The 26,187-nt window shown below is 61.4% G+C and carries 22 protein-coding genes; 15 read left to right on the forward strand and 7 right to left on the reverse strand.

Annotated elements, in window-relative coordinates; genetic code table 11:
- Positions 1-19 precede the first annotated feature (19 nt).
- The 3 genes from BHV64_RS10930 to BHV64_RS10940 all read left to right on the forward strand — a co-directional run bounded on the left by BHV64_RS10930 (position 20) and on the right by BHV64_RS10940 (position 3,945).
- Entirely contained in the window at positions 20-1,477 is a 1,458-nt protein-coding gene (locus tag BHV64_RS10930; RefSeq protein ID WP_217727057.1) for a tagaturonate reductase, read from the forward strand.
- A gap of 137 nt (positions 1,478-1,614) precedes the next feature.
- Positions 1,615-3,105 carry a UxaA family hydrolase gene (locus BHV64_RS10935; protein ID WP_217727055.1) on the forward strand — a complete coding sequence of 497 codons (1,491 nt, stop codon included), beginning with the start codon at positions 1,615-1,617 and terminating at the stop codon, positions 3,103-3,105.
- Between the two features lie 27 nt (positions 3,106-3,132).
- Entirely contained in the window at positions 3,133-3,945 is an 813-nt protein-coding gene (locus tag BHV64_RS10940; RefSeq protein WP_288115939.1) for a pectinesterase family protein, read from the forward strand.
- On the opposite strand, the gene BHV64_RS10945 is transcribed toward BHV64_RS10940, so the two are convergent.
- On the reverse strand, positions 3,927-5,249 hold the full coding sequence (locus BHV64_RS10945; protein WP_015545924.1) for an MATE family efflux transporter: 1,323 nt from the start codon (positions 5,247-5,249) through the stop codon (positions 3,927-3,929). The genes BHV64_RS10940 and BHV64_RS10945 overlap by 19 nt on opposite strands.
- 300 nt (positions 5,250-5,549) lie before the next feature.
- Between BHV64_RS10945 and BHV64_RS10950 the strand changes: the two genes are divergently transcribed.
- Positions 5,550-6,860: a pseudouridine synthase gene (locus BHV64_RS10950; protein WP_288115941.1), complete on the forward strand. Its 1,311-nt coding sequence runs from the start codon at positions 5,550-5,552 to the stop codon at positions 6,858-6,860.
- Between the two features lie 63 nt (positions 6,861-6,923).
- Here the strand turns inward: BHV64_RS10950 and BHV64_RS10955 are convergent, their stop codons facing one another.
- The 4 genes from BHV64_RS10955 to ligA form a co-directional block, all read right to left on the reverse strand.
- Positions 6,924-8,396 carry a clostripain-related cysteine peptidase gene (locus tag BHV64_RS10955; RefSeq protein ID WP_217727051.1) on the reverse strand — a complete coding sequence of 491 codons (1,473 nt, stop codon included), beginning with the start codon at positions 8,394-8,396 and terminating at the stop codon, positions 6,924-6,926.
- Positions 8,393-9,130: a DUF4919 domain-containing protein gene (locus tag BHV64_RS10960; RefSeq protein ID WP_288115942.1), complete on the reverse strand. Its 738-nt coding sequence runs from the start codon at positions 9,128-9,130 to the stop codon at positions 8,393-8,395. The genes BHV64_RS10955 and BHV64_RS10960 overlap by 4 nt, the downstream gene beginning before the upstream one ends.
- Before the next feature lie 28 nt (positions 9,131-9,158).
- Positions 9,159-10,049, reverse strand: a complete 891-nt coding sequence (gene dapA / locus BHV64_RS10965; RefSeq protein ID WP_147620153.1) for a 4-hydroxy-tetrahydrodipicolinate synthase — start codon at positions 10,047-10,049, stop codon at positions 9,159-9,161.
- Between the two features lie 69 nt (positions 10,050-10,118).
- Positions 10,119-12,143: an NAD-dependent DNA ligase LigA gene (gene ligA / locus BHV64_RS10970; RefSeq protein WP_195635840.1), complete on the reverse strand. Its 2,025-nt coding sequence runs from the start codon at positions 12,141-12,143 to the stop codon at positions 10,119-10,121.
- A 151-nt stretch (positions 12,144-12,294) separates the two neighbouring features.
- Here ligA and BHV64_RS10975 point away from each other — a divergent pair, with 151 nt between their 5' ends.
- The 9 genes from BHV64_RS10975 (at position 12,295) to BHV64_RS11015 (ending at position 21,381) form a co-directional block, all read left to right on the forward strand.
- Entirely contained in the window at positions 12,295-12,630 is a 336-nt protein-coding gene (locus tag BHV64_RS10975) for a hypothetical protein (RefSeq protein WP_022062293.1), read from the forward strand.
- Positions 12,631-12,638: 8 nt separating this feature from the next.
- Positions 12,639-13,247: a leucine-rich repeat domain-containing protein gene (locus BHV64_RS10980; RefSeq protein ID WP_015545933.1), complete on the forward strand. Its 609-nt coding sequence runs from the start codon at positions 12,639-12,641 to the stop codon at positions 13,245-13,247.
- A gap of 234 nt (positions 13,248-13,481) precedes the next feature.
- Complete coding sequence (locus BHV64_RS10985) at positions 13,482-14,747, forward strand: adenylosuccinate synthase (RefSeq protein WP_217727049.1); 1,266 nt, start codon at positions 13,482-13,484, stop codon at positions 14,745-14,747.
- A 314-nt stretch (positions 14,748-15,061) separates the two neighbouring features.
- Positions 15,062-15,943 (forward strand): electron transfer flavoprotein subunit beta/FixA family protein, encoded by an 882-nt coding sequence (locus BHV64_RS10990; protein ID WP_022062296.1) that lies wholly within the window; start codon positions 15,062-15,064, stop codon positions 15,941-15,943.
- A gap of 14 nt (positions 15,944-15,957) precedes the next feature.
- Positions 15,958-16,977: an electron transfer flavoprotein subunit alpha/FixB family protein gene (locus BHV64_RS10995; protein WP_044054661.1), complete on the forward strand. Its 1,020-nt coding sequence runs from the start codon at positions 15,958-15,960 to the stop codon at positions 16,975-16,977.
- 2 nt (positions 16,978-16,979) lie between these two features.
- Entirely contained in the window at positions 16,980-17,693 is a 714-nt protein-coding gene (locus BHV64_RS11000) for a DUF5041 domain-containing protein (protein WP_022062297.1), read from the forward strand.
- A gap of 2 nt (positions 17,694-17,695) precedes the next feature.
- Complete coding sequence (locus tag BHV64_RS11005) at positions 17,696-19,420, forward strand: acyl-CoA dehydrogenase family protein (protein WP_022062298.1); 1,725 nt, start codon at positions 17,696-17,698, stop codon at positions 19,418-19,420.
- Positions 19,421-19,552: 132 nt separating this feature from the next.
- Positions 19,553-20,632 (forward strand): glycosyltransferase WbsX family protein, encoded by a 1,080-nt coding sequence (locus BHV64_RS11010; RefSeq protein ID WP_288115948.1) that lies wholly within the window; start codon positions 19,553-19,555, stop codon positions 20,630-20,632.
- 194 nt (positions 20,633-20,826) lie between these two features.
- A complete protein-coding gene (locus BHV64_RS11015) occupies positions 20,827-21,381 on the forward strand; it encodes an outer membrane beta-barrel protein (RefSeq protein ID WP_195635842.1) in 555 nt (184 codons plus the stop codon).
- A gap of 83 nt (positions 21,382-21,464) precedes the next feature.
- Here BHV64_RS11015 and glsA read toward each other — a convergent pair whose 3' ends face one another.
- Both glsA and gadC read right to left on the reverse strand, forming a co-directional pair.
- The gene (gene glsA / locus BHV64_RS11020; protein ID WP_015545939.1) at positions 21,465-22,448 is read right to left on the reverse strand and encodes a glutaminase A; all 984 of its coding nucleotides are present in this window, start codon (positions 22,446-22,448) and stop codon (positions 21,465-21,467) included.
- A gap of 146 nt (positions 22,449-22,594) precedes the next feature.
- Positions 22,595-24,124 (reverse strand): putative glutamine/gamma-aminobutyrate antiporter GadC, encoded by a 1,530-nt coding sequence (gene gadC, locus BHV64_RS11025; protein ID WP_353744053.1) that lies wholly within the window; start codon positions 24,122-24,124, stop codon positions 22,595-22,597.
- Between the two features lie 139 nt (positions 24,125-24,263).
- Between gadC and BHV64_RS11030 the strand changes: the two genes are divergently transcribed.
- Positions 24,264-25,196 (forward strand): DUF5106 domain-containing protein, encoded by a 933-nt coding sequence (locus BHV64_RS11030; RefSeq protein WP_138265539.1) that lies wholly within the window; start codon positions 24,264-24,266, stop codon positions 25,194-25,196.
- Between the two features lie 258 nt (positions 25,197-25,454).
- On the forward strand, positions 25,455-26,006 hold the full coding sequence (locus BHV64_RS11035) for an NADH peroxidase (protein ID WP_044053933.1): 552 nt from the start codon (positions 25,455-25,457) through the stop codon (positions 26,004-26,006).
- The last annotated feature ends 181 nt before the right edge of the window (positions 26,007-26,187 follow it).

A 26,187-nucleotide genomic window follows, 5' to 3' on the forward strand; every position in this document is an offset into this window, starting at 1 on the left:
CTTAAAAACCGGACATACAATGATCAAGCAACTGAACAAGTCGACCGTCGAAACGGTCGGCCGTCCCGTTCGCATCCTGCAATTCGGCGAAGGCAACTTCTTGAGAGCCTTCGTGGACTGGCAGATCGACATCGCCAACGAGAAGGGCGTCATGGATGCAGGCGTGGCCGTTTGCCAGCCGATCATCGACCCCGAGCGCAAGGTGCTGGGGATGATCGACCTGATGCACCGGCAGGACAACATGTACCACGTCTATCTGGAGGGCATCGAGAACAAACGGCCCAAGAAGGACGTGCGGCTGGTGAAGAGCATCATGGATTCGTTCAATCCCTATGTGGACTATGCGAAATACGAGGCGTATTTCCTCTCGCCGGAGCTGAAGATCACCATTTCGAACACCACCGAGGCGGGCATCCGCTACGAGGAGGGCGACGACCTGACGGCCTGTCCGCCGAAGTCGTATCCCGCCAAGATGACGGCGCTGCTGTACAAGCGGTTCATACATTTCAACGGCGACCCGACCAAGGGCCTTTGCATCATCTGCTGCGAGCTGATCGAGAACAACGGCTCGACGCTCCACGAATACGTCATCAGACACGCCGAATACCACAAGCTCGGGCAGGATTTCATCGACTGGGTCGAAAACAGCTGCCACTTCTGCGACACGCTCGTGGACCGCATCGTCCCGGGTTTCCCGCGCGAGCAGATCGGCGAGATCAGGGAGGAGATCGGCTATGACGACAACCTTGTGGTGAAGGCCGAATTGTACCACTTGTGGGCTATCGGCGGTCCGGGCTACAAGGAGGTGATGAAGGAGCTGCCGCTGGACAAGGCGGGGCTGCATGTGATCTTCATGCCGTCGATCAAGCAGTTCCGCGACAAGAAGGTCCGCATCCTGAACGGGTCGCATACGGGCATGGTGCCCATCGCCCTGCAAATGGGCTGCGAGACGGTGATGGACGCTTTCAATACGCCCGACATCGAGCGGTTCGTCAACGACATGGTTGCCGAGGAGGTGATCCCGATGATCGACGAGGACCGGGACGAGCTGAAGAAGTTCGCCGCCGGGATTCTGGAGCGTTTCTACAACCCCTTCATCAAGCACATGCTCCGGTCCATTTCGCTCAACTCGCTTTCGAAATGGGAGGCGCGCAACTATCCGACCGTGCGCGACAACTGGTTCAAGGCGCAGCGGCTGGCCGAACGCGAAGCATTCACGTTCGCCGCGCTGATGACCCTCTACGGACCGAACAGCGGTTTCGAACCCGACGACACGAGGGAGTTCGTGGACTACATCTGCGCCAACTGGGATTCGGCCGACATGGAGGCTACGATCGCGAAGATCGTGAAGGAGAGCGGCATCTTCACCGTCGATTTCTCGGAGGTTCCGGGCTTCATCGGGACCGTTGCGGGCTATGTCCGCGACATCGAGACGCTGGGCATGAAAGATGCCTTGAAGAAGTTTTTAGGAGCGTAACCAGTCAGCTGTTTCGGTGCGGCGTTTCGGACGGTTCGTGGCACGGCCTCCGGTCGTGTTCACAAGTCCGACCCACCCCGAACCCCCGCCTCGGCGGGGGCTTTGCGGGACCCGGACATGCGGCTTATTTTATTGATATGAAACGGTTTCTGAAAATCAACGCTGCGGACAATGTCGCCGTCGCACTGGCCGACGACCTGCACGAGGGCGAGACGCTCGATGTCGAGGGCGTCGCCGTGACGCTCCGCGAGGACGTTGCGCGCGGCCATAAGTTCGCCCTGCGCGACATCGCCGCGGGCGAGAACGTCGTGAAGTACGGCTATCCCATCGGTCACGCCACGCAGGACGTGCCGCAGGGCGGGTGGATTCACACGCACAACCTGAAAACCAACCTCCGCGACGACCTCGAATACACCTATGTCCCCAAGGTTTACGATGTCGGGTGCCCGAAGCGCGACGTGCGGGTGATGGGTTACCTGCGCGGGAACGATACGATGGGCATTCGCAACGAGTTGTGGATCGTGCCCTCGGTGGGGTGCGTCAACGGGCAGGCGCAGGCCATCGCGGAGCGTGTGAAGCGCGAGTGCGACTGCTCGCACCTCGACGACGTGCGGGTCTACACCCACAATTACGGCTGTTCGCAGCTGGGCGACGACCACGCCAATACGCAGCGGGCGCTGGCCGCGCTGGTGCGTCACCCCAATGCGGGCGCCGTGCTGGTGCTGGGCCTCGGGTGCGAGAACAACCAGGTGTCGGCCCTGAAAGAGGTGATCGGCCAATGGGACGACGAGCGGGTGAAGTTCCTCGTCGCCCAGGAGGTCGAGGACGAGATCGAGGCGGGATTCGAAATCTGCCGCGGGCTGGTGGAAAAGACCAAAGCCGATAAGCGTCAGTCGCTTCCGCTCGCTTACCTCAAGGTGGGCTTGAAGTGCGGCGGCTCGGACGGTTTCTCGGGCATCACGGCCAATCCGCTGGTGGGGCTGTTTTCCGACTGGCTGATCGCGCAGGGCGGCACGACGGTGCTGACGGAGGTTCCCGAGATGTTCGGCGCCGAGACGATCCTGATGGACCGCGCCGTGGACCGCCGGGTTTTCGACGGAACGGTCTCGCTGATCAACGATTTCAAACGCTATTTCCGCCGGTTCGACCAGCCGATTTATGAAAATCCCTCGCCGGGCAACAAGAAGGGCGGCATCACGACCCTTGAGGAGAAATCGCTCGGCTGCGTGCAGAAGGGCGGGGCGCAGCCCGTCGTCGACGTGCTGACCTACGCACAGCCCGTCACGAAGCCGGGATTGAACCTCTTGCAGGCTCCGGGCAACGACCTGGTGGCCGCTTCGGCGCTGGCTCTCTCGGGCTGCCAACTGGTGCTCTTCACCACGGGACGCGGCACGCCTTTCGGGTCGTTCGTGCCCACGATGAAGATTTCGACCAACACGCAGCTCGCGGAGTTCAAGGCCAACTGGATCGACTTCAACGCCGGCACGCTGGTCGAGGACGAGGAGCCGCAGGCCGTGCTGGAGCGTTTCATCGGCAAGGTGCTGGCCACGGCCGGCGGCGAGCGTCTCAAGCACGAGGAGACGGGTTTCAAGGAGATCGCCATCTTCAAGACGGGGGTGACGTTGTAGCGTGTAATTGCGTTCACCGAACCTATGATGAAATCCGCTGTAATCATAACGATCCTTCTCCTGTCCTCGTTCGTCGCCTCGGCAGAGACGGTCTATACCGTCGACTGCAACGGCGGCGGGGATTTCCGGACCATTCAGGCGTGTTTCGACGCCCTGCCGTCGAAGCCTGCGGAGTGGCGCACGGTGCGGATTATGCCCGGCGTCTATCGCGAGAAGGTGACGCTCGACGTCTACAAGGACAAGGTCCGGATTCTGGGCGATGAAATGGCTGAAACCCGCATCGTCTGGGGCGACTATGCCGGCAAAGTCGTCGACGGCCGCGAGCTGACCACCTACGACAGTTATACGATGTCCGTTCAGGCCGACGATGTCTATCTGGATTGCCTGACCGTCGAGAACGATGCCGGAAGGGTAGGGCAGGCCGTGGCGCTCGAAACCCGCGGCGACCGCATCCATCTGTATCATTGTGCGCTCATCGGCGATCAGGACACCTTCTTTGCTCGCGGCTACGTTTCGCGCGTACATGTCGAGAATTGTTATATCGAGGGAACCACCGACTTCATTTTCGGCCCTTCGATCGTGCTGTTCGAGTGTTCGACGATCCATTGCAAGGCCGACAGTTTCATCACGGCCGCTTCGACCACCGAGCGCAACGAATACGGATTCGTCTTCTCCTGCTGCCGTGTGACGGCGGCCGAAGGGGTGACGCGGGTTTACCTCGGGCGTCCGTGGAAATCGACGGCCCGCACCGTGTGGCTGGAGTGCGAATTTCCCGCGGCGATCCGTCCCGAGGGGTGGCGCGACTGGCGGTTGTCCGGGTCCTATGCGATCTTGTCGTAGATGGTTTTCAGCCGGCGGGTCATAAAGAACTGGATCACTCCGCGCAGGAACATGTAGAGCGTGAAGGCCAGCCATAGGGCATTGTTGCCGATCAGCGGGTAGCAGGCGTAGTAAATGGCGAAATAGGCCGCCGTGGCCCAGAACATCGAGTCGCGCATGACGCGCGTTTCGGTGGCTCCGACCATGATGCCGTCCATGATGAAGGGCATGGCCGAGGCGATCGGGATGAGGATGATCCAGACGATGTAGCGTCCCGCCAGCTCCTCGATCACCCCGGCGTTGGGTGCCGAGTGGTCTACGAACACGCCCACCAGGTCGCGCCACCAGACGAGATAAATCCCCACGAAGACCACCGATACGAGCGTTCCCCAGGCGATGCACCTCCGCAGGCAGTCGCGCAGCGACACGCTGTCGCGCGCGCCGATGAAACGTCCCGTGAGCGCCTCGGCGGCGTAGGCGAAGCCGTCGTTCATGTAGGAAAAGAGCGTGAAGAGTTGCAGCAGCAGGGTGTTCACGGCCAGCAGCGCGGGGTCGTCCATGCGTGCCGACGCCCCGGTGAAGAAGGTGTAGACCGCGACGATGCAGAACGTGCGCAGGATGATGTCGCGGTTGATGATGAAGAACGTCTTCAGCGGTTTGAGGTCCAGCACCTCCGACCAGTCGATCCCGGTGAGGATCGGACGGTATTTGGCGGCGAGCAGCAGCGCCGAGAGCGCCACGCCGGTCCATTGGGCGATCACCGAGGCGTAGGCGATGCCCACGATGCCCATATCCATCCCGAAGGCGAACCAGAGGCTGCAAAGGATGTGCACGATGTTGACCGTGACGGCCGTCAGCATGGGGAATATGGCGTTCTGCATCCCCGTGAACCAGCCGTTGAACCCGAAGAGCACGATGCCCGCCGGCACGGCCCAGATGCGGGCGTAGAAGTAGTCGCGGGTCATTTCGCTGCCGTTCATGGCCCAGAGGGCCAGTTCTCCCACGGGGTATTGGAGCAGGATCATCAGCACACCCATCACCGCCGACACCGACAGCGCGCGGGCCAGCATGTTGGTGCACTCGCGGAAGTCGCCCGCGCCGAACGCCTGGGCCGTCAGCCCGCTGGTTCCCATGCGCACGAACGAGCAGTTCCAGTAAATGAAGTTGAAGATCGAGACGCCGATGGCCAGCGCGCCGATCGTGGCGGCGGAGTCGGCTCCCCAGTGTCCGGCGATGGCGGTCGATACGATGCCCATGAGCGGCACGGTGATGTTCGAGACGATATTGGGGAGCGCAATGCGCAGTATTTCGCGGTTCATGTTCATAACGCAGGATCGGGTGTCGCAGCCGATGCCGGGCGGCGCGGGGCTTCTGCCGGAATGCCGCCGGTCGTCGGGGAGTTATTTTTCGGCAAAGATACGGCAAAAGCAGGCGTTTTGTCGCCTTCCGGCGCAATTATTCCCAAAACGGTTGAAATCGGGCACGTTATGTGTTATAATCCGGAAAAATGGATTACCTTTGCCGGGTGGAAACCGGCTCGGACGGGCTGCGTCCGGTATCACGCGCGTGAACCCGGTCGGCACGTTCCGGTCCCTGCCCCCGATAATTTATTAGACGAATAGAAAATGAAAGATCCTAAAAACGACTCGACCCCGGTGCTCGAACGCTTCGGACGCGACAAACGCAAGCGCACCGTAGTGGCTACGGCGGAGCGTGTCGAGCGTCGCCCGCGTTTGCAGCGTGATGCCGCCGATTCGGAGCAACCCTCCTTTGAAAACAGGCCCGAACGCCGGGCTTCGTATAACCCCCATTTCACGGCCGACAACCGTCCGGTCTTCGAGAAGCCGCACTACGGCGACAAATCCCGCGGGGAGGGCGACCGCCCGCGCCGTTCGTATGACGACCGCCCGCGTCCCTATGGCGACCGTCAGCGTCAGGACGACGACCGTCCGCGGCGTTCCTTCGGCGACAAACCCCGCTACGACGGTGACCGTCACCGCAGCGACGAGGAGCGTCCGCGCCGCAGTTACGGCGACAAGCCGGCCTACGGCGAGAAGAAATTCGGACCCAAGAAGTTCGGCGACAAGCCCTACGGCGAGAAGAAATTCGGGGATAAGAAATTCGGCGACCGGAAGTTCGTCGACAAACCGTTCAAACCTGCCTATAAGAAACACGACGACAAACCGGCGTCGTATCCGAAATTCAATCCCGAGAAGCAGACGGGTGAGATGCGCCTGAACCGCTTCATCGCCCAGTCGGGCATCTGCTCGCGCCGCGAGGCCGACGATTTCATCACGGCGGGCGTCGTTTCGGTCAACGGCAAGATCGTCACCGAACTGGGGACCAAGGTGCTGCCGACCGACGAAGTGCGGTTCAACGACGAGCCGGTGCAGGGCGAGAAGAAGGTCTACCTGGTGCTGAACAAGCCCAAGGGCTACGTCACTTCGCTCGACGATCCCCATGCCGGAAAGACGGTCATGGAGCTGGTCTCGGGCGCCTGCACGGAGCGCATCTACCCGGTGGGACGCCTCGACAAGAACAGCCTCGGATTGCTGTTGTTCACCAACGACGGCGACCTTACGAAGCAGTTGACGCACCCTTCCTACAAGAAGAAGAAAATCTACCAGGTGACGCTCGACAAACCTCTGACGCGCGCCGACATGGACCGCATCGCCGAGGGCGTCACGCTCGAAGACGGCGAGATCTTCGCCGACGAGATTTCCTACGTCAAGGAGAACAAGCAGGAGGTGGGCATCGAGATCCACTCGGGCCGCAACCGCATCGTGCGCCGTATTTTCGAGTTCCTGGGTTACACCGTGACCAAACTCGACCGCGTTTACTATGCGGGTCTCACGAAGAAGAACCTCAAGCGCGGAGCGTGGCGGTTCCTGACCCGCGAGGAGGTGGAGCGGCTGAAGTCCGGGCAGTATGAATAGGAAGTCCGGGCTGTATGCATAAATGAAAAGAGCGATTCGTGAGAATCGCTCTTTTCATTTCATTTAATGCGTGTCCCGATACCAGTTCGTCATCCGGTTTTCGGCGACGTACTTCGTCGAAGGCTCGCTCACGGAGACGCCCGTATAGAAATGCACGGGGTTCGACCCGTTGTTGTATTGGGAATAGAACTGCTTCGTGCACAGACGGCTTTCGGGGGGAAATGCCCGGTCGAGTTGCGTCGTGAATTCCTCGACGAGCGCCGGGTCGCCGCAGCTCAATTCGACGTAATGCCCCAAGTCGTAGAAAAGGTGTGTCATCAGTCCCTCGTAGTACTGGAGCTGCGAGAGTTCGAACGGCTGTTTGCCTTTTTCGTTGATGCGGCGCATCACCTCCGCCAGCGCGTCCAGCTGCGACGTGACGGCCAGTGAGATGCAGCCCGACTGCTCTTTCCAGGTCGTGCTCTGGTATTCGTTTTCGTAGAGGTTCCAGAACTCCCGGCAGGTTTCCGCGAGCCGGTCCGCGACCGGTCCCGTTTCGAACAGGTGGGGGACGATCCGGTCGTAGGGGAATCCGTCGCCCATGACCTCGCAGGGCGACGCCACGATGTAGCCGATGACCGAACGCAGGTCGTAGAGCGTTTCGATGTTGGCCATGAAGCAGTCGTCGAAGATCAGGTAGTCGAAACGGAACTGCTGCGCTTCGAGCGCCTCCTTCAGCTCCGTGATGTTCAGTTCGTAGCCCTTGTCGCCGAACGAACGGGTCTGCTTGGCCCCCGGGGGCGTGGCCCATAGGTCGTCCTCGGCGGAACGCCGCATCGGGTAGGAGAGCGAGCCGCTGGCGACCGGAATCCACGCCTTGCCGTGGCAGCCGATGATCAGCCCGTAGTTTTGGGCCGGAGCCAGCTCCGCGGCATCGGCGAACAGCTGCCGTACCTTTTCGGGGTTTCCGGCGTTGAAGCCGTCGTAGGTTTTGAGCGTCGTTCGTTCGCACCGTTCCGTCGCCGGGTCGTAACGGATCTCCTGCAGGACGGCCGACGAATGTTTCTCGGGCTGGTAGCAAACCAGAATGCGCCCGTCGCCCGGGATTTGGTTCGTCACGGCCGCACTGACGCCCTCGATGTTGCGCTCGTAATAGTCGATCAGGCTTCGTCCGGGCATGTACAGCAGAAGGGTCTGCGTCGCCACGGCGGGCCGCTGGTAGACCTCGACCGGATAGCCGTCCTTGTTGGCGGGGTGGCGGACGGTTATCGTGCCCAGCTTCCGGCGCGCCTTGGCGGAGTTGGGTTCGGAAGCGGTCACCGTGACCGTCGTCTCCCCGCGGGCGCCGCCGTCCGGCGTCACGGCGAATCCCTCGCCGGTATACGACAGCGTCCACGGTTCTTCGGCCGACACGGTGAACGTCGTTCCGGACGAAGCGTCGCCCGGGAGGTGAATCTCTCCCGTCGAGACCTCGATTCGCGGCTCGCGGTCTTTTTCGCAGGCCGCGAGCGTCAGCAGCAGGGCGAGGCAGAGCGTATGCCGGAGAATGCGGATCATTTATAGGTGCGGGGTTTGAGGTTGTTGAACTGCCACGTGCGGTCGCGCTGGTAGGTGTAACCCTCGGGTTTGTTCCAGTAGACGCGGCTGAAATCGAAATAGAATCCCTTGCGCTTCTTGCCCTCGACCACATAGGGAACGACCAGCGGCACGAACTCCACCGTGCGGCTGACGATGCGCGCCTTGCCGAACGAAAGCCCTTCGGCGGCCAGCACGTCGAGCGCGTGGTCGAACATCAGCACATGGCGCGGGGTCTTCTGCGTGAATCCGTCGCCCGAGCCGAGGATCGTGCGGATGACGCCGTTCATGCGGTCCGACCAGGCTTTTTCCTGCTCCTTGTCGCCCAGCGCACCGTAGGCGAACGACATGAGGTTGAGGATTTTGGGGCTGAACGGATCGCGTTTCAGGGCGTCGTTTCCCACCGAGACCATCGTTTCCAGTGTGGCCCTGTCGGGTTTGTCGGGGTCGATGCCCGAGGCCAGCATCAGCATTTTGTCCAGATCGGGGTTCACGGCCAGCGGCTTGTATTCGTCGCGGTAGGCGTATCCGTAGTAGAGGTAGTGGTAATCCTCGTCGGTCAGCGTCTCGTCGCCCGCGTTGTAGCGCATCATCAGCGCGGGGTAGTAGAACGCGGACTGGGCGTCCATCGTCCGGTCGAGGATCATGTCCTCGTCGGGGACTCCGGCGGCGGCCAGCGCCGGAACCAGCAGTGAGAAAAGCAGCAATCGTTTCATAGCGGTCGTTTCCGGTACAAACGCAAAATCAGCGCAAATCGTATCTGGCGATCAGCTCTTCGAACTTCGCGCGGAGTTTTTCCGATCCGGCGACCAGCGGCAGGCGCATCGTGTCGCCGATGCGTCCCATCACCGAGAGGGCGCATTTCACGCCCACGGGGTTGCCCTCCTCGAAGAGCGCGTGCACGGCTTCGTCCAGCGCGGCATAAGCCTTTTCCGCCGCGTCGAAGTCGCCCGCCTTGGCATGGTTCACGCACTCCATGAACCGCTGCGGAAAGGCGTTCGCCGCCACGGAGATCACGCCGTCGCCTCCGCGGCGCATCAGCTCGATGGCCATGCCGTCGTCGCCCGACAGCACGAGAAATCCCTCGGGACGGTTGTCCAGGATGCGCTGCATCTGCCCGATGTCGCCCGACGCCTCCTTGATGCCGATGACGTTGCGGAAGTCGGCGGCGCAGCGGAGCGTGGTCTCGGCGGTCATGTTGACGCCCGAGCGGCCCGGGATGTTGTAGAGGATCACCGGCAGGGGCGAATGCTCCGAGACGGTGCGGAAATGCTGGTAGAGCCCCTCCTGCGAAGGTTTGTTGTAATAGGGCGTCACGCTCAAAATGGCGTCGGCGCCCCGCAGGTCAAATTCGCGCAGCTGGTCCAGCACCTCCGAGGTGGAGTTGCCGCCGCAGCCCATCACTAGCGGCACGCGGCCTGCGATCTGGTTGGTGATGAACATGGCGATCACGGCGCGTTCGGGCATGTAGAGCGTGGGGGTCTCGGCCGTGGTGCCGAGTGCGACGATGTAGTCCACGCCGCCGTCGATCACGTAGTCGATCATGCGGGCCAGCGCCTTGTAGTCGACGCGGCCGTCTGCCGTGAAAGGGGTGATCATCGCGGCGCCCACGCCGGAAAGTTTGTGTCGTAGCATAATGTCTCTGATTGTCGTTTTATCTGTTGTCGTTTTGCGTCAGTCCTCAAAGCAGGCGTCTTGCGCCTGTCAGAATAATTCCTGTTGTGCGGCCTTTTCCACCGGGCCTCCGCCTTCGATCATGGCGATGAACTCCTCCTCGGAGATGATCCTTACACCCAGCTTCTCGGCCTTCTTCAGCTTCGCCGGGCCCATCTTGTCGCCCGCCACGAGGTAGTCGACGCTGCCCGACACCGCCGCGAGGTTCCGGCCCCCGTGCAGTTCGATCAGCTCCTTCATTTCGTCGCGGCTCCGCGTGAACTTGCCCGAGACCACGAAACTCCGGCCCGCCAGCGCCTCCGACGCCAGGCGGCGCGCCTCGGCTTCGAATTGCAGCCCCGCGGCGCGCAGGCGGCGGATGATCCGCAGGTTGTCCTCCTCGGCGAAGTATTCGATGATGGCGTCGGCGATGCGTCCGCCCACCTCGTCGGCCTCGACCAGCTCCTCGCGCGTGGCCCGCATCACGGCGTCCAGCGAGCGGAAATGCTCGGCGAGGTATTTGGCCGTGGTCTCGCCCACGAAGCGGATTCCCAGCCCGAACAGCACGCGCTGGAAGGGAACCGCCTTCGAGCGTTCCACCGAGCGGATGATGTTGTCGGCCGACTTCTCGCCCAGCCGGGGCAGGGGGGCCAGCTGTTCGGCCCGCAGGTCGTAGAGGTCCGCCACGTCGCGCACGAGTCCGTTTTCGTAGAGCAGTTCGACGGTCTCCTCGCCCAGCCCCTCGATGTCGAGGGCCTTGCGGCGGATGAAGTGGATGATGCGCCCGATGATCTGGGGCCGGCATCCGCTCTGGTTGGGGCAGTAGTGCTTGGCCTCGCCTTCGTAGCGCACCAGCGGCGTCCCGCATTCGGGGCATACGGTGATGTACTCGAACGGACGGCTGTCGGCCGGGCGCTGCGCGAGGTCCACGCCGATGATCTTCGGGATGATCTCGCCGCCCTTCTCGACGTAGACCGTGTCGCCCGGGCGGATGTCCAGCTGGGCCATCTGCTCGGCGTTGTGCAGCGTCGCGCGCCGCACGGTGGTTCCGGCCAGCAGCACCGGTTCGAGGTTGGCGACGGGCGTGATAGCCCCGGTGCGTCCTACCTGGAACGACACGCTGTCGAGCCGCGTGGCGGCCCGTTCGGCCTTGAACTTGTAGGCCACGGCCCACTTGGGGGCCTTGGCTGTGAATCCCAGCTGGCGCCGGACGGCGAAGTCGTTGACCTTGATCACCACGCCGTCCGTCGGGAAGGGCAGGCGGCGCCGTGCGGTGTCCCAGTGTTCGATAAATGCGTCGATCTCGGCGACGCTGCGGCAGATGCGCGCCGCGTCCGAGACCTTGAACCCCCACTGGCGGGCCTTTTCGAGGCTCTCCCAATGGCTCGAGAAGGGCAGCTCGTCGCCCGCCAGCTGGTAGAGCGTGCAGTCCAGTCCGCGCCGGGCCACCACGGCCGACGACTGCTGCTTGAGCGTCCCGGCGGCGGCGTTGCGGGGGTTGGCGAAGAGCTGCTCGCCGTTGGCCTCGCGCTCGGCGTTGAGGCGGTCGAACGAGGCGTAGGGCATCAGGATCTCGCCGCGGATTTCGAAGAGGTCGGGCCAGTCCGTGCCCCGCAGGCGCAGGGGCACCGTGCGCACGGTGCGGACATTGGCCGTCACGTCGTCGCCCTCGACGCCGTCGCCGCGGGTCACGGCGCGCACGAGCCGTCCGTGCTCGTAGGTGAGCGAGATGGCCGTGCCGTCGAATTTCAGTTCGCAGACGTAGTCCGTGGCCCCGGCTTCGCGCTCGATGCGGCCGATGAACTCGTGCAGTTCGTCCAGCGAGTAGGTGTTGCCCAGCGACAGCATCGCGTAGCGGTGCTTCACGGTCCGGAACTCGGCCGTCAGGTCGCTTCCCACGCGCACCGAAGGCGAGTTGGGGTCGGCGTATTCGGGGTGTGCGCGCTCCAGATCCTGGAGTTCGCGCATCATTGCGTCGAACTCGAAATCCGAAATCTCGGGGGCGTTTTCGACGTAATATTTGAAGTTATGCAGTTCGAGCTGCCGGCGCAGCTCCTCGATCCGTTCGCGTACCATAATCCTTAAATAACGTGTGTAAAGTTACATATTTTGTCCTTAACAACGGGTGAATTTGGTGTAAAATCAAAAAAAATGCAAAAAAAAAATTGCAGATGTGGTGCGATATTCAAATTTTGCTTATAATTGCAAAAAATTTCGAGACACTACCATGACTAAACCGAATATCGTGAAGAAACATATTGCGACGAGTTTTCATAACCTCAGCCCCGAGTTGCAGGAGGCTGTGAAGGCGAAATACCCGCTGGGATTCACCGATGCGATGATCCGTGTCGACAAGCCCAACGGCGATTTTTTCTATGCCGTTCCCTATGATACGGACGAGATAGCCTACATGGTGAAGATCGACGTGAAGGTCGACGACAATTCGCACGACGACGACGACAAGGACTACTACGACGACGAGATCAAGGGGGCCGACGACATTCAGGGCGACGACGACAGCTCGGACGCTTCGGACGCCTCCGACGACGACGTGAACATCTGACGCCGCCTATGGTCCGCGCCCTTCCCGTCCTGCTCCTACTGCTCTCGGCGGCCTGCGGCCTTGCCGAGGACGAGCGCGACGAGAAGAACAGATACATCTACCTGACATTTTACGACAAGGCCTTCGAGGCCTACTGCCTGGGCGAATTCGACGTCGATGGCGACGGCCGCATCTCGCGCTACGAGGCGCAGCGTGTCCGCACGGTGGAGTGTCCGGAACGGGGTGTCGCGTCGCTCTCCGACCTGAAGGAGTTCACGCGTCTGGAACGGCTCGACTGCCGGGGCAACGCGCTCACGCGGCTGGACGTCACAATGACGCGCCTCGAATGGCTCGACTGCTCGGACAACGGCCTTGTGTCGCTCGACGTGAACGGCCTGCGCGGCCTCGCATACCTCGATTGCGGCGGCAACTCGCTGCCGCGCCTCGATTTGCAGTCGAACGCCTCGCTCGCAACGCTTCTTTGTCCGGACAATGCCCTCGCGGGGTCGCTGGACGTGACCTCCTGCGCCTCGGGGCTGCGTGCCGACGTGCGCGGCAACCCCTCCCTTGCCACGGTCTACTGCCTCGCCTCGCAAAGCGTCGACTTCAACGGACCGACGGAACTCGTCCGCAAGTGATTTCCGGCATGCAACGGCCCGCCGGGCCGTTGCGGGGATTTCGGTCCCGGGCGGAACGGCCCCGCTTCCGAGTGCGTTATTTCCCCCATTTACGACAAAAAACCGTCCGAAAAGGACGGTTTTTCTTCATAATTTGTTGAAAAGTCCGGCGGCGGCCTTGGGCTTTTCGGATAATAATTCGTACCTTTGGATGCAAAAAATGTCTTTTGCAAACATAAAACAGAACCGGATACAATGAAAAAAGTTGACGTTATCCTCGGCCTGCAATGGGGTGACGAGGGCAAAGGGAAGGTTGTGGACGTGCTGACGCCTCGTTACGAGGTGGTGGCCCGCTTCCAGGGCGGTCCCAATGCCGGTCACACGTTGGAATTCAACGGCGAGAAATACGTGCTCCGCTCGATTCCTTCGGGCATTTTCCAGGGCGGCAAGACCAACATCATCGGCAACGGCGTGGTGATCGACGCGGTGCTTTTCCGCGAGGAGGCCGAAGCGTTGGCTGCCAGCGGCCATGACCTGACCAAACAGCTCTGCATTTCGAAGAAGGCCCACCTGATTCTGCCCACGCACCGCATGCTCGACGCCGCGTACGAGGCGGCCAAGGGCAGCGCCAAGATCGGCACGACGGGCAAGGGCATCGGTCCCACCTATACCGACAAGGTAAGCCGCAACGGCATGCGCGTAGGGGATCTGTTGAGTCCCGATTTCGAAAGCATCTACGCTGCGGCCAAGGCGCGCCACGAGAAGATCCTGAAGAGTCTCGACTATCAATACGACATTGCCGAGCTGGAGAAGCAGTGGTTCGAGGCGGTCAAATACCTCCGCCGCTTCCACATCATCGACAGCGAATATTTCGTCAACGACTGCCTCTCGCAGGACAAGTCCGTTCTGGCCGAAGGCGCGCAGGGAACGCTTCTGGACGTGGACTTCGGCTCCTATCCGTTCGTCACCTCGTCGAACACCGTCTGCGCGGGCGTCTGCACCGGGCTGGGCGTCGCCCCGAACCGCATCGGCGAGGTCTTCGGCATTTTCAAGGCTTATTGCACGCGCGTGGGCAGCGGACCGTTCCCCACGGAGCTGTTCGACGAGACGGGCGAGCGGCTGTGCGACATCGGCCACGAGTTCGGCGCCGTCACGGGCCGCCGCCGCCGCTGCGGATGGCTCGATATGGTGGCCCTGAAATATTCGATCATGGTCAACGGCGTGACGCAGCTGATTATGATGAAATCCGACGTGATGAACGATTTCGACACGATCCGCGTGGCCACGGCCTACGAGATCGGCGGCCGCACCACCTCGGAGTTCCCCTACGAAATCACCGGCGACCTCTGTCCGGTCTACACCGAGTTCGAGGGCTGGAAATGCGACCTGCGCCGGTACGGCAGCTACGAGGAGTTCCCCGAGGCGTTCAAACGCTACGTGGAGTTCATCGAGCGGCAGACGGGCGTCCCCGTGAAGATCATCTCCGTAGGTCCCGACCGCGGCGAAACGATCGTCCGATAAGCAACCGCGCATCCCGGCTGCCCAGTGGCAGGTTAGGGATGCGTTTTTGTGTGATTTCCGCCCGTCCGCGTTTCGGTCGAAATCCCGGTTGACGACCCGGTCGCATTGCGACAACTGCGACAACTGCGGCGACAGGCGGGGGCAGTCGCTTACGGATTGCCGAACCGCCAAAGCAGAAACGGGGCGTGTTTTACGCCGTAAGTCCCTCCCGCGGGAGGGCTTGGGGCGGGGCAGATTCGCGAACGCGACGGAACGCCGCGACGACAGCGGTAAAAGAAGGAAAAGGATTCAATATATAACCATTACTTACTTATATGCAACAACAAAACCTCAAAATTCTTGTTTTGGCCAAGCAGGTTCCCGATACCCGCAACGTAGGCAAGGACGCGATGACTCCCGAAGGGACGGTCAACCGCGCGGCGCTTCCGGCCATCTTCAATCCCGAGGACCTCAATGCGCTCGAAGCCGCCCTGCGGCTCAAGGACCGTGTGGCGGGTTCCACGGTTCATATCCTTACGATGGGTCCGCAGCGCGCCGCCGACATCATCCGCGACGCGATGTTCCGCGGGGCCGACGGCGGCTACCTGCTTTCGGGCCGCGAGTTCGCCGGCTCGGACACGCTGGCCACCTCCTACGCCCTTTCGTGCGCGCTGAAGAAGATCGCCCCCGACGTGATTTTCGCAGGCCGTCAGGCCATCGACGGCGACACGGCGCAGGTGGGTCCGCAGGTCGCCGAGAAGCTCGGTCTTCCGCAGGTGACCTATGCCGAGGAGATTCTCGAAGTCCGTGAGGGCGCGCTGGTCATCAAGCGCCGTCTGGAGCACGGCACGGAGGTCGTCGAGTGCCCGATTCCGGCCGTTGTGACGGTCAACGCCTCGGCCGCCGAGTGCCGCCCGCGCAACGCCAAGCGCGTGATGAAGTACAAGGGCGCGCTGGCCGGTTCGGAGATCGCCGCTGCACCCGAATCGCCCGCCGCGCAGCGCGCCGCCGCGAAGGAGTACCTCCGCATCGTGGAGTGGGCCGCCGCCGATGTCGATCCCGATCCCGCGCAGCTCGGCCTCCAGGGTTCGCCCACGAAGGTCAAGAGGATCGAGAACGTGGTTTTCGCCGCCAAGGAGGCCAAGAAACTCACTGCCGCCGACAACGACATCAATGAACTTATGGTTGAACTCATCGCGAGCCACACGCTCGGTTAATGCGTTTTTTTGAGATGAACAATATATTCGTATATATCGAGATGGAGGGCGGCAAGGTCGCCGACGTGAGTCTCGAACTGCTGACCAAAGGCCGCGAACTGGCCACGACGCTCGGCGTGAAACTCGAAGCCGTCGTCCTGGGCCACAACCTCGCCGGCATCGAAAAGGAACTGGCCAAATACGGCGCCGATACGGTCTGGGTTGCCGATGATCCGTTATTTTCTCCGTTCCGCACGCTGCCCCACACGGCGGTCCTGTGCGGTCTGATCGGGCAGGAGAAGCCCCAGATCGCGCTGTTCGGCGCCACGCCCGTGGGCCGCGACTTCGCACCCCGCGTATCGTCGGCCCTGCACAGCGGTCTTACGGCCGACTGCACGCAGCTCGAAATCGGCGACCACAAGGACGCCAAGACGGGTACGGAGTATAAGAACCTCCTCTATCAGATCCGCCCGGCGTTCGGCGGAAACATCATCGCCACGATCGTCAACCCCGACCACCGTCCGCAGATGGCCACCGTCCGCGAGGGCGTCATGCGCAAGGAGTACGCCGCACAGCCCGGCGCGGGCGAGGTGAAGGCGATCGACTGGAAGAAGATGGTCACGGACGCGGACCTCGCGGTGAAGATCATCGACCGTCAGATCGAGGAGCGCAAGATCGACATCAAGGGTGCGGGCATCATCGTCGCCGGCGGCTACGGCATGGGTTCCAAAGAGAACTTCAGGCTGGTGCACGAACTGGCCGACGTTCTGGGAGGCGAAGTGGGCGCCAGCCGCGCCGCCGTCGATGCAGGTTTCACGGAGCATGCGCGTCAGGTGGGCCAGACGGGCGTCACGGTGCGTCCGAAGCTCTACATCGCCTGCGGCATCTCGGGTCAGATCCAGCACACGGCCGGCATGGACCAGTCGTCGATGGTCATCTCGATCAACTCGGACCCCGAAGCCCCGATCAACAAGATCGCCGACTACGCCATCACGGGCGATGTCAATGAGATTATCCCCAAGATGATCAAGTACTACAAACAAAACTCGAAATAGCGATGCGCAGGCTTCTGACGGTAATCTGTACGCTTCTCCTCTCTGCGTCCGTTTCCGGACAGCAGATCAAGAGCCGGCCTGTCGGGTTCGACGACTTCCGCTCCCTGCTGGAAGCTGCCGGTTACGAGGCGTTCGGTTTTGACCTGTCGGAATTGCTCGAAGGACCGGGCCGCTATGACATGACGGTATATATCAAGGAGTACGAATCGGGCGTGGAGATTCGTTCCCGGGAGTTTCCCTGCGGGCCGAACAAACTGCTCGTAAGCGATTTCCCCGAGAAGGTGCGCGGCGAAATCCTGCCCGGCGAGATGGCCGATCCGCAGGCGGGCATTTACATGCTGGCCAAAAAACTGACGATTGGATTCTATCCTTCGGGGACGGATTCGACGGCGATGCTGAATTTCAGTATCCCGGAGATGCGGGAGGCCAGTCAGCGGCTCAAGCTCCGCAGCGTGACTTCGTCGAGCGGTTATACGCTTACCAAGTACTGCACCCGTCCGTTCGGGATCGACTCGTTCGAGGCCGGAAAGTTCATTCCGCTGGTCTTTTACGGTTCGATGTGGTTCGATGCGGAGCACAATCTGTTCCGTTTCTGCGGCGAGAACGAGATCGCGCCCGACCTGTCGGGCGAAATTGTCGGCAACATTCCCCACTTCTATGTCATAGGTATTGAATTTACCCCAAAACAGGAGCCTACGAATCTTAAAAACAACTAATTATGGCTAATTTCTTTTCAGATAACAAGGATTTGCAGTTCCACCTCCAGCATCCGTTGATGCGCAAGATCGTGGAGCTGAAGGAGCGCGGTTTCGCGGAGAAGGACCTCTACGACTATGCGCCGCAGGATTTCGACGACGCGATGGACAACTACCGCCGCGTGCTGGAGATCGCCGGCGAGGTCTGCGGCGAGGTGATCGCCCCCAACGCCGAGGGTGTGGACCACGAGGGTCCGCGCGTGGTCGACGACCATGTGGAGTACGCTTCGGGTACGGTCGAGAACATGAAGGCGGTGGTTGACGCGGGGTTGAGCGGCATGACGCTTCCGCGCAAGTACGACGGACTGAACTTCCCGCTCATCTGCTTCGTGATGGCCAACGAGATGGTGGCCCGCGCCGACGCCAGTTTCGAGAACATCTGGGGGTTGCAGGACTGCGCCGAGACGTTGAACGAGTTCGCTTCGGAGGAGATCAAGCAGAAATACCTGCCGTGGGTTTCGGCGGGCGCGACGTGCGCCATGGACCTCACGGAGCCGGACGCCGGTTCGGACCTCGGAGCCGTGATGCTCAAGGCCACCTGGTCGGAGGAGCGGCAGACGTGGCTGCTGAACGGCGTGAAACGCTTCATCACCAACGGCGACGGCGAGGTTTCGCTCGTGCTGGCGCGTACCGAAGAGGGTACGACCGACGCCCGCGGCCTCTCGATGCTGGTCTACGACAAGCGCGACGGCGGCGTGAAGGTGCGCCGCATCGAGAATAAGCTCGGCATCAAGGGATCGCCGACGTGCGAGCTGGTCTTCACGAACGCCCCGGCGCAGCTGGTCGGCGACCGGAAGATGGGCCTGATCAAGTATGTGATGTCGCTGATGAACGCCGCACGCCTGGGCATCGGCGCACAGTCGGTGGGTCTCTGCGAGGCCGCTTACCGCGAGGGGCTGAAATACGCCCACGAGCGCGAGCAGTTCGGCAAGCCGATCATCCAGTTCGCCGCCGTTTCGGAGATGCTCTCGAACATGAAGGCCAAGGTGCAGGGCGTGCGCGCGCTGCTGTACGAAACGGCGCGTTTCGTCGAGGTCTACAAGCAGTACGGCCATATCTCCCACGAGCGTTCGCTCGAAGCGGAGGAGCGTCAGGAGATGAAGTTCTACAACCGCCTTGCCGACGGTTTCACGCCGCTGGTGAAGCTCTTCTCGTCGGAGTACGCCAACCAGCTGGCCTACGACGCCATCCAGATCCACGGCGGGTCGGGTTTTATGAAGGACTATCCCTGTGAGCGGTTGTACCGCGACGCACGCATTATGAACATCTACGAGGGAACCTCGCAGTTGCAGGTCGTTGCGGCGATCAACGCCGTGACGAAGGGCACGTTCCTGGAGCAGATCGGGCGCTATGCCGCCGAAAGCTACACGGAGGCGATGTGCCCCGTGGTGACGAAGCTCAAGGAGCTGACCGTCAAGTTCTCGGAGATGCAGGCCCGTGTCGAGGCCGGCGACAAGGAGGTCTGCGGATTCAAGGATTTCCATGCCCGCCGCCTGGTGGAGACCGCCGGACACATCATCATCACCTACCTGCTGGCCCGTCAGGCCGGTGAGGCGGAGGAGTATGCCGCTTCGGCGCGCGTGTTCTGCAAGCTTGCAGAGGCGAAGATCGCGGAGGCCTATACCTACGTGATGAACTCCACGACGGAGGACGTCGCGCTGTTCAAAGCTGTCGAAAACGAGGTTTAAACACACCGGACCGGATACGATGCGGGGGATCCTGAACAATCCTCCGCATCGTTTTTCATGCCGGGGCACAGCCTTGCTGTGCAGGGTCTTGCAGTCTGCTCCGGTATCCGGGTCCGATTGTCGGATCAACGTATGAAAGCGAGATTATTGGCATTGTATCTGCCTCAATTTCACCCCATCCCGGAGAACGACCTGTGGTGGGGAAAGGGTTTTACCGAATGGACGAACGTGGGTAAGGCCCGGCGGTATTTCAGAAATCACTATCAGCCCCGAGTTCCGGCCGATCTGGGGTATTACGACCTGCGGGTCGCCGAGACGCGGCAGGCGCAGGCGGATATGGCCCGCGAATACGGCGTCGAGGGCTTCGTCTACTGGCATTACTGGTTCGGCAACGGCAAGCGGTTGCTGGAACGTCCCTTCAACGAGGTGCTGGCCAGCGGCGAACCCGATTTTCCGTTCGCGCTGGCCTGGGCCAATGAGAGCTGGCGGGGCTTCGCCCACGGGATCACGAACCGGAACATGCTGATCGAACAGCTCTACGGAGGCGTCGAAGACTATACGGCGCATTTCCGGGCCGTGCTGCCCGCTTTCCGGGACCATCGTTACATTACGGTGGACGGCAAGCCGCTGTTTATGATCTACAGACCGCTGGCGGACCCCGAGGTGAAGGTTTTCATCGCCACGTGGCGGGAGCTGGCCGAAAAGAACGGCCTGCCGGGAATCTACTTCGTCGGGCACGAGAACGCCCCGGTTCCGAACGTCGGGGCCATTTTCTCTACGGGGGGCGACGCTGTCAATCCGCTGCGGCTGGTCGGGTATTTCAATGTAAGGCATTCGTTTTTCGAACGGCAGCGGGTAAAATTCGACCGCTGGCGGAAGATTCCGCTCAATTATCCCTATGAACGGATGGCCGCTTATTTTCTCAACGGGGACGAAGACACCCGGGAGAACGTGTTCCCCTCGGTCATTCCGAACTGGGACCACACGCCGCGCAGCGGGAAAGAGGGGTGGATCGTGACGGATTCCACGCCCGAGCTGTTCGGGAAACACCTCCGGGAGGCTGTGGAAATGGTCCGGGGAAAGGCTCCCGAACACCGGATCATCCTGCTGAAATCCTGGAACGAATGGGCCGAGGGAAATTATGTCGAGCCGGACCTGAAATGGGGTCGCGGGTATCTCGAAGCCATCCGGCGGGAGGTGATGGACGAGTGATTGTCCGTGATGCGTTGCCCGTTCCGCGCCCGTTCTGTGCCTGTCGCATGCTCGTTCCGCGCCTGTCGCGTGCCTGTTCCGCACCCGTCGCGTGCCTGTTCCGCGCCCGTCGCGCGCCTGTCCGCCGAACGGATTGATTTCGTTGCGTGATTTTTGCTATATTAGCAGTCGTAAAACCTGAAAAACAGAGAACAATGATCAAGAAATTGCTGATGGCGGCGGCCGTCGTCGTGATGGCCGTTCCCGCCGCCGCCCAGGGATCGCGCCGCAGCGAGGTTTCGGTGTCCTACGGCGTCGCTCCCGTCACCGATTGGATCGACTCGTACAGCGACATGCTGACCGGGCTTTTCACGAATGCGAATACCGATCTCAAGGGGTGGGGCGCCGTCACCGTGGGTTACAGTTTCCGCCTGATCGGCAGCCTGCGCCTCGGCGCGCAGGTCGTCTACTCCTCGAACACGCAGGAGGTCAGGGGCGCCGGCTCGGAGATCCGGAACCGCTACTGGTCGCTGCTGCCCAACGTGAAGTGGAACTGGATGAACCTCAAGGTGGTTTCGTTCTATTCGCGCCTCGGTGCGGGAGCCTCGTTCTCCAGATCCGAGGTCGGGGGCGAGAGCGGCAAATCCACGCAGTTCGCCTTCCAGGTGTCGCCCGTCGGCGTCGAAGTCGGGGGACGCGTCGCGGCCTATGCCGAGGCTGGTATCGGTACGTCGGGCTGCCTGCTGGTCGGCGTCCGCTACCGCTTCTGACACCCTGTCCGGATACGGAAAAGGGGCGCATTCCTCGCAGGATGCGCCCCTTTTCGTCGGCGGGTCTCCCCGCAGGGGAGTTCTTACGCCTTCACAGGCTCTTTTCCGGCCATCACGCAGCGCGTCGTGCCGAAGACGTTGAGGTTGAGGTGTCCGGCGATGAACGCCAGCGCCTTCTGGGCCTTCACCGAGTTGCCGGCCCCGTCGAGCGGGGGCGCGAACGCCGCAACGCCCATCACGCCCGGCACGACGCCCATGATGCCGCCGCCCACGCCCGTTTTGGCCGGAAGCCCCGTCGTGAAGAGCCAGTCGCCCGTGTGCTCGTAGAATCCCACGGTGGCCATCATCGAGGCGATCTTGGGCGTCAGCTCGGGCTTGAACACGGCCTTTCCGGTCACGGGGTTCACGCCGCTGTTGGCGATCGTCGCGGCCATCGTGGCCAGCTGCCGGGCCGTCACGCCGATCGAGCATTGGCGCGTGTAGATGTCCAGCGCCATGTCGGGATCGTCGTAGATGCGGTTGTAATTCTTCAGCAGCCACGCGATCGACTTGTTGTTGAAGTTGGTCGCCGTCTCCGATTTGTAGAGTTCGTCGATCACCGCGACGTCCGATCCCGCGAGGTCGGCGATGAACGAGACGATGGCTTTCCATTTGCCGTCGCTGTCGCCCACGGGCTTGATCATCGAGCAGGCCGAAATGGCTCCGGCGTTCACCAGTGGCGTCGAGGGGTGGTCGTTTTCGAGCAGGATGGCCATGATCGAGTTGAAGGGGAGTCCCGTGGCGTCGGCGCCGATCTTGCCGAGCACCTCCTGGCCGCCGTACTGGTTCATGGCGAGGATCGCCGTGGGGACCTTCGACACCGATTCGATGCCGAACTTGTAGTCCGTGTCGCCCACGGCCACCACGTCGCCGTCGGGAAGGCAGGCCGCGATGCCGAACAAGTTCGACGGCACATCGGCCAGATAGGGGATATAGTCGGCGTTTTTGCCGCCGGTTTCGTTTTTGCAGCGGTCGTATGCCATCTGCACGGCATCCTGAACCGCTTTTTTGTCGATCTTCTGAATCATGTTATGAAATTTGTAAAATGGTTTGTATCCTTTTTCCGCTGTGGCAGGCCGTAGTCACGGCGTTCCGCCGTGTTTGCAGGCCCGCCCCGTCCCCAAACCCCCGCCTCGACGGGGGTTTAAGGAGTTCGGAGGCATTTCTTCGGCTGTTATTTGTTGCTACCGGGTTTCTGCTGTGCAGGTGCGGCTGCCTCGGGGGCTGCGACCTTGGCCTGCGCTTCCCAGTGGAAGGGAGCGAAATCGGCGGCGGCCTCGGGGTCTTTCCACGACGGCTTGCGCATGGAGTAGATGACGAACGGGGCGCCCACGACCACCACGCAGCCGATGATCAGCACCGAGAACCAGACGGTGTTGCTGCCGGTCGAAATCTGACTGGGCGGCACGAAGCTCAAGACGAAGGCCAGCAGTGCGCCGCAGAAACCGAGGCATCCGAGGAACCACATCAGGCCGTTCTTTTTGCCCAGGCGGAACGGACGGGGCGTGCCCTTCATCTTGTAGCGCAGGACGATGGCGGCCGAGAACATCAGCATGTACATGATCAGGTACAGCAGCACGGTCAGCTGCGAGAGGATCTGGTAGAACGACTGCACCGAGGGCATCACGACGAACAGCAGCACCAGCAGCGTCACGACGCAGCCCTGGATCAGCAGGATGTTCTTCTGTACGCCGTTCTTGTTGGTCTTCTGGAAGAACGGGGGCAGGTAACCGGCCTTGCCCACGGCGAAGATACCCTTCGAGGGACCCGCCACCCACGTCAGCACGCCTGCCAGCACGCCGAACATCAGGGCGATGGCGATGATCGGGCCGGCCCACGAAATGTGGAGGTAGTGGAAGTAGTTGTCGAACCCGACTAACAGCGACTGCGTGAGGCTGATGTCCTTGGCGGGGATGATCAGGCCCAGCGAGAAGGTTCCCAGAATGAAGATCAGCACCGTGACCAGCGAACCGATGATGATGGCCTTGGGATAGTTTCGCGACGGGTTCTTCACGTCCATGACGTGAATGCCCATCATCTCCATACCCGCGTAGAACAGGAAGATACTGCTCGCCAGCACGAGGTTGTTGAATTTCGACAAGTCGGGGAAGAAGCCCTGCGACATGTCCATGTGGTTGTGTCCGCCGGTCGAAATGTAGATGATGCCCAGCACGATCAGCAGGCCCGCGGGAATGATCGTACCGATCATGCCGCCCCATTTGCTGATTTTCCCGACCCATCCGAGACCTTTCAGGGCGATCAGCGTGGCGATCCAGTAGATGGCCAGCACCATGCAGAGCGTGAAGACCTTGTTCGAGGCCAGCAGCGCGTCGTGCGTGTCGTTCATGCCGATGAACGCGATCGACACGGCGCCGAAGGTCAGCACCGTCGGATACCAGATCGTCGATTCGATCCATTGCAGCCAGATTGCGAGGAATCCCGTGCGTGCGCCGTAGGCTTCGCCGACCCAGCGGAATACGCCGCCCTGCTTGTCGGCGAACATCGCGGCCAGTTCGGCGGCGACCATCGCCGTCGGGATCAGGAACACGATGGCTGCAAACAGGTAGTAGAATGCCGACGAAAGTCCGTAGACCGCCTCGGCGGGCAGTCCGCGCAGACTCACTACGGCAGTCACGTTCATAATTGCCAGTGTCATAACACTCAATTTGAACCCTGTGCTTGTGGTAGTTTTCTTTACATCCATAATGAATTGATTTGGTTTTTTGTCGCTGTTGGGTGTTGCAACTACCGTGCAAAACCGCCGGGAAGTCGCCTTTGCAGCCTTCGGGTGTACGATTGTTGCCGGAAATTTCTATCTTTGCGTATAAATAATCTCCATGCCCATGCAACGCATCCTGATCATCCTCCTGGCAGCCCTGTGCGTCGCCGCGTGCGGCCGCCGCCGGAGCGCTCCCTCGCAGGAGACCGCGGTCTCCGCATCCCGTCCGCGGGTTTTTCTCCCGGCCATCGCCCCCGCGGGACTCTCTCCGGACGAGCAGCGCGACTATCTCCGCCGGCACTACTGGGACCGTTTCGACTTCACCGACACGCTTTTCGTCTCCGAGGCCGACACCGTGCAGATGATCGAGGCCTTTGCGCGCTACATTGCAGTGCTTTCCGACCGTCCGGCGGATTCCGCGCCGATGGATTCGCTGATGCGCCGGGCTTCGTCGTCGAAGCCGATGCTCGACTATTTCGCGATGCTCGCCGGGACGGTGCTGCACGACCCCAACTCGCCGCTGCGCAACGACGAGTTCTACATTCCCGTGCTCCGGGCGCAGCTCGCCAGCCCTTTCTACGACGAGTACGAACGCATCGCCCCGCAGTACGACCTCGAAATGGCCATGCAGAACCGCCTGGGCCAGCCTGCCAACGATTTCCGCTACACGCTCGCCTCGGGCGCCTCGGGGACGCTCTACGGACTGCAAGCCGAATACGTGCTGCTGTTCATCAACAATCCCGGCTGTGCGATGTGCCGTGAAATCCGCGAGGCGATCACCTCTTCGCCGATGCTTTCGGAGATGATCGAGCGGGGGCGGCTGAAGGTGCTGGCGCTCTATCCGGACGAGGACCTTACGGAGTGGCGCGACTACCGCGACCACATTCCGGCGTCGTGGATCAATGCCTACGACAAGGGGTGCGTCGTCCGCGAAAAGAGCCTGTACGACCTCCACGCCATTCCGGCCCTCTACCTGCTGGACAGCCGCAAGCGGGTGCTGGTGAAGGATTCGACCGACGTGGCGCAGATCGAAGAGATAATAGACCGCCGGGCGTAAAACGCTTGATAGACGGGCTTTATGGGCGATGGATGACCCGGCGCCTCTTGTCCTGTTCTGCGCTCCCCGGCTTAAAAAGCCGGTTTTGGGGGCGACCGGCGGTTCACACGCCTCCTGCCCGGTTCTGCGGTGCGGCTATAAGCGCAGCCTATCCCGCCATCAGAAAAGACAATCGGAAACCTATACGGATTCCGAACGGATTTGCTATCTTTGCACTACAAACAGAATACAATCACACACATTAAACAGTAGAAGATTATGGCAAAGAAATGGCGTTGTACCGTATGCGGTTACATTCACGAAGGTCCCGAGGCACCCGACCAGTGCCCGATGTGCAAGGTAGGCAAGGAGAAGTTCGTGGAACTCGTTGAGGCCGAGGGCGACCTCGATTTCGTAACGGTACACAAGATCGGCGACGGCAAGGGCGCCAGCAAGGAGCTTTGGGAAGGTCTCCAGAATCATTTCATGGGCGAGTGCACCGAGGTGGGCATGTATCTGGCTATGAGCCGTCAGGCCGACCGCGAGGGCTATCCCGAGATCGCCGAGGCTTACAAGCGTTACGCCTGGGAGGAGGCTGAGCACGCCTCGAAGTTCGCCGAGCTGATCGGCGAAGTGGTCTGGGACACCAAGACCAACCTCGAAAAGCGCATGAACGCCGAGTGCGGCGCCTGCGAGGACAAGATGCGCCTGGCCCGCATGGCGAAGGAGGAGAACCTCGACGCCGTTCACGACACCGTTCACGAGATGGCCAAGGACGAGGCCCGTCACGGCAAAGGTTTCGAAGGTCTTTACAAACGCTACTTTAAGTAGGTTTCGATTTTACAGGGCTTTTTGCCCTGACATGTCCGGCCCGAACGGGAATACGTTTGTATTTTTCGTCCGGGCCGGATTACGTTAGGCCGAAACACGAACCGCTGAAATCGGAAACGCAGTTCGGAGCAAGTTCGAAAGGCCCGTTCTGCGAAGGTCCGTGCGGAGATGGCGGCGCAAC

This window comes from Alistipes sp. 56_sp_Nov_56_25, assembly GCF_001915285.1.
Classification (GTDB): domain Bacteria; phylum Bacteroidota; class Bacteroidia; order Bacteroidales; family Rikenellaceae; genus Alistipes; species Alistipes shahii.

What these genes read in the sequence shown, in the direction of transcription:
- BHV64_RS11010 (WP_288115948.1), top strand. Translation starts at nt 19,553, where the DNA reads ATGAAAGCGAGATTATTGGCATTGTATCTGCCTCAATTTCACCCCATC.
- gadC (WP_353744053.1), bottom strand. Translation starts at nt 24,124, where the DNA reads ATGGATGTAAAGAAAACTACCACAAGCACAGGGTTCAAATTGAGTGTT.
- BHV64_RS10995 (WP_044054661.1), top strand. Translation starts at nt 15,958, where the DNA reads ATGAACAATATATTCGTATATATCGAGATGGAGGGCGGCAAGGTCGCC.
- BHV64_RS10945 (WP_015545924.1), bottom strand. Translation starts at nt 5,249, where the DNA reads ATGAACATGAACCGCGAAATACTGCGCATTGCGCTCCCCAATATCGTC.
- BHV64_RS11015 (WP_195635842.1), top strand. Translation starts at nt 20,827, where the DNA reads ATGATCAAGAAATTGCTGATGGCGGCGGCCGTCGTCGTGATGGCCGTT.
- BHV64_RS10960 (WP_288115942.1), bottom strand. Translation starts at nt 9,130, where the DNA reads ATGAAACGATTGCTGCTTTTCTCACTGCTGGTTCCGGCGCTGGCCGCC.
- BHV64_RS10990 (WP_022062296.1), top strand. Translation starts at nt 15,062, where the DNA reads ATGCAACAACAAAACCTCAAAATTCTTGTTTTGGCCAAGCAGGTTCCC.
- BHV64_RS10930 (WP_217727057.1), top strand. Translation starts at nt 20, where the DNA reads ATGATCAAGCAACTGAACAAGTCGACCGTCGAAACGGTCGGCCGTCCC.
- glsA (WP_015545939.1), bottom strand. Translation starts at nt 22,448, where the DNA reads ATGATTCAGAAGATCGACAAAAAAGCGGTTCAGGATGCCGTGCAGATG.
- BHV64_RS10985 (WP_217727049.1), top strand. Translation starts at nt 13,482, where the DNA reads ATGAAAAAAGTTGACGTTATCCTCGGCCTGCAATGGGGTGACGAGGGC.
- BHV64_RS11000 (WP_022062297.1), top strand. Translation starts at nt 16,980, where the DNA reads ATGCGCAGGCTTCTGACGGTAATCTGTACGCTTCTCCTCTCTGCGTCC.
- BHV64_RS10980 (WP_015545933.1), top strand. Translation starts at nt 12,639, where the DNA reads ATGGTCCGCGCCCTTCCCGTCCTGCTCCTACTGCTCTCGGCGGCCTGC.
- dapA (WP_147620153.1), bottom strand. Translation starts at nt 10,049, where the DNA reads ATGCTACGACACAAACTTTCCGGCGTGGGCGCCGCGATGATCACCCCT.
- BHV64_RS10940 (WP_288115939.1), top strand. Translation starts at nt 3,133, where the DNA reads ATGAAATCCGCTGTAATCATAACGATCCTTCTCCTGTCCTCGTTCGTC.
- BHV64_RS10955 (WP_217727051.1), bottom strand. Translation starts at nt 8,396, where the DNA reads ATGATCCGCATTCTCCGGCATACGCTCTGCCTCGCCCTGCTGCTGACG.
- BHV64_RS11005 (WP_022062298.1), top strand. Translation starts at nt 17,696, where the DNA reads ATGGCTAATTTCTTTTCAGATAACAAGGATTTGCAGTTCCACCTCCAG.
- ligA (WP_195635840.1), bottom strand. Translation starts at nt 12,143, where the DNA reads ATGGTACGCGAACGGATCGAGGAGCTGCGCCGGCAGCTCGAACTGCAT.
- BHV64_RS11035 (WP_044053933.1), top strand. Translation starts at nt 25,455, where the DNA reads ATGGCAAAGAAATGGCGTTGTACCGTATGCGGTTACATTCACGAAGGT.
- BHV64_RS11030 (WP_138265539.1), top strand. Translation starts at nt 24,264, where the DNA reads ATGCAACGCATCCTGATCATCCTCCTGGCAGCCCTGTGCGTCGCCGCG.
- BHV64_RS10935 (WP_217727055.1), top strand. Translation starts at nt 1,615, where the DNA reads ATGAAACGGTTTCTGAAAATCAACGCTGCGGACAATGTCGCCGTCGCA.
- BHV64_RS10975 (WP_022062293.1), top strand. Translation starts at nt 12,295, where the DNA reads ATGACTAAACCGAATATCGTGAAGAAACATATTGCGACGAGTTTTCAT.
- BHV64_RS10950 (WP_288115941.1), top strand. Translation starts at nt 5,550, where the DNA reads ATGAAAGATCCTAAAAACGACTCGACCCCGGTGCTCGAACGCTTCGGA.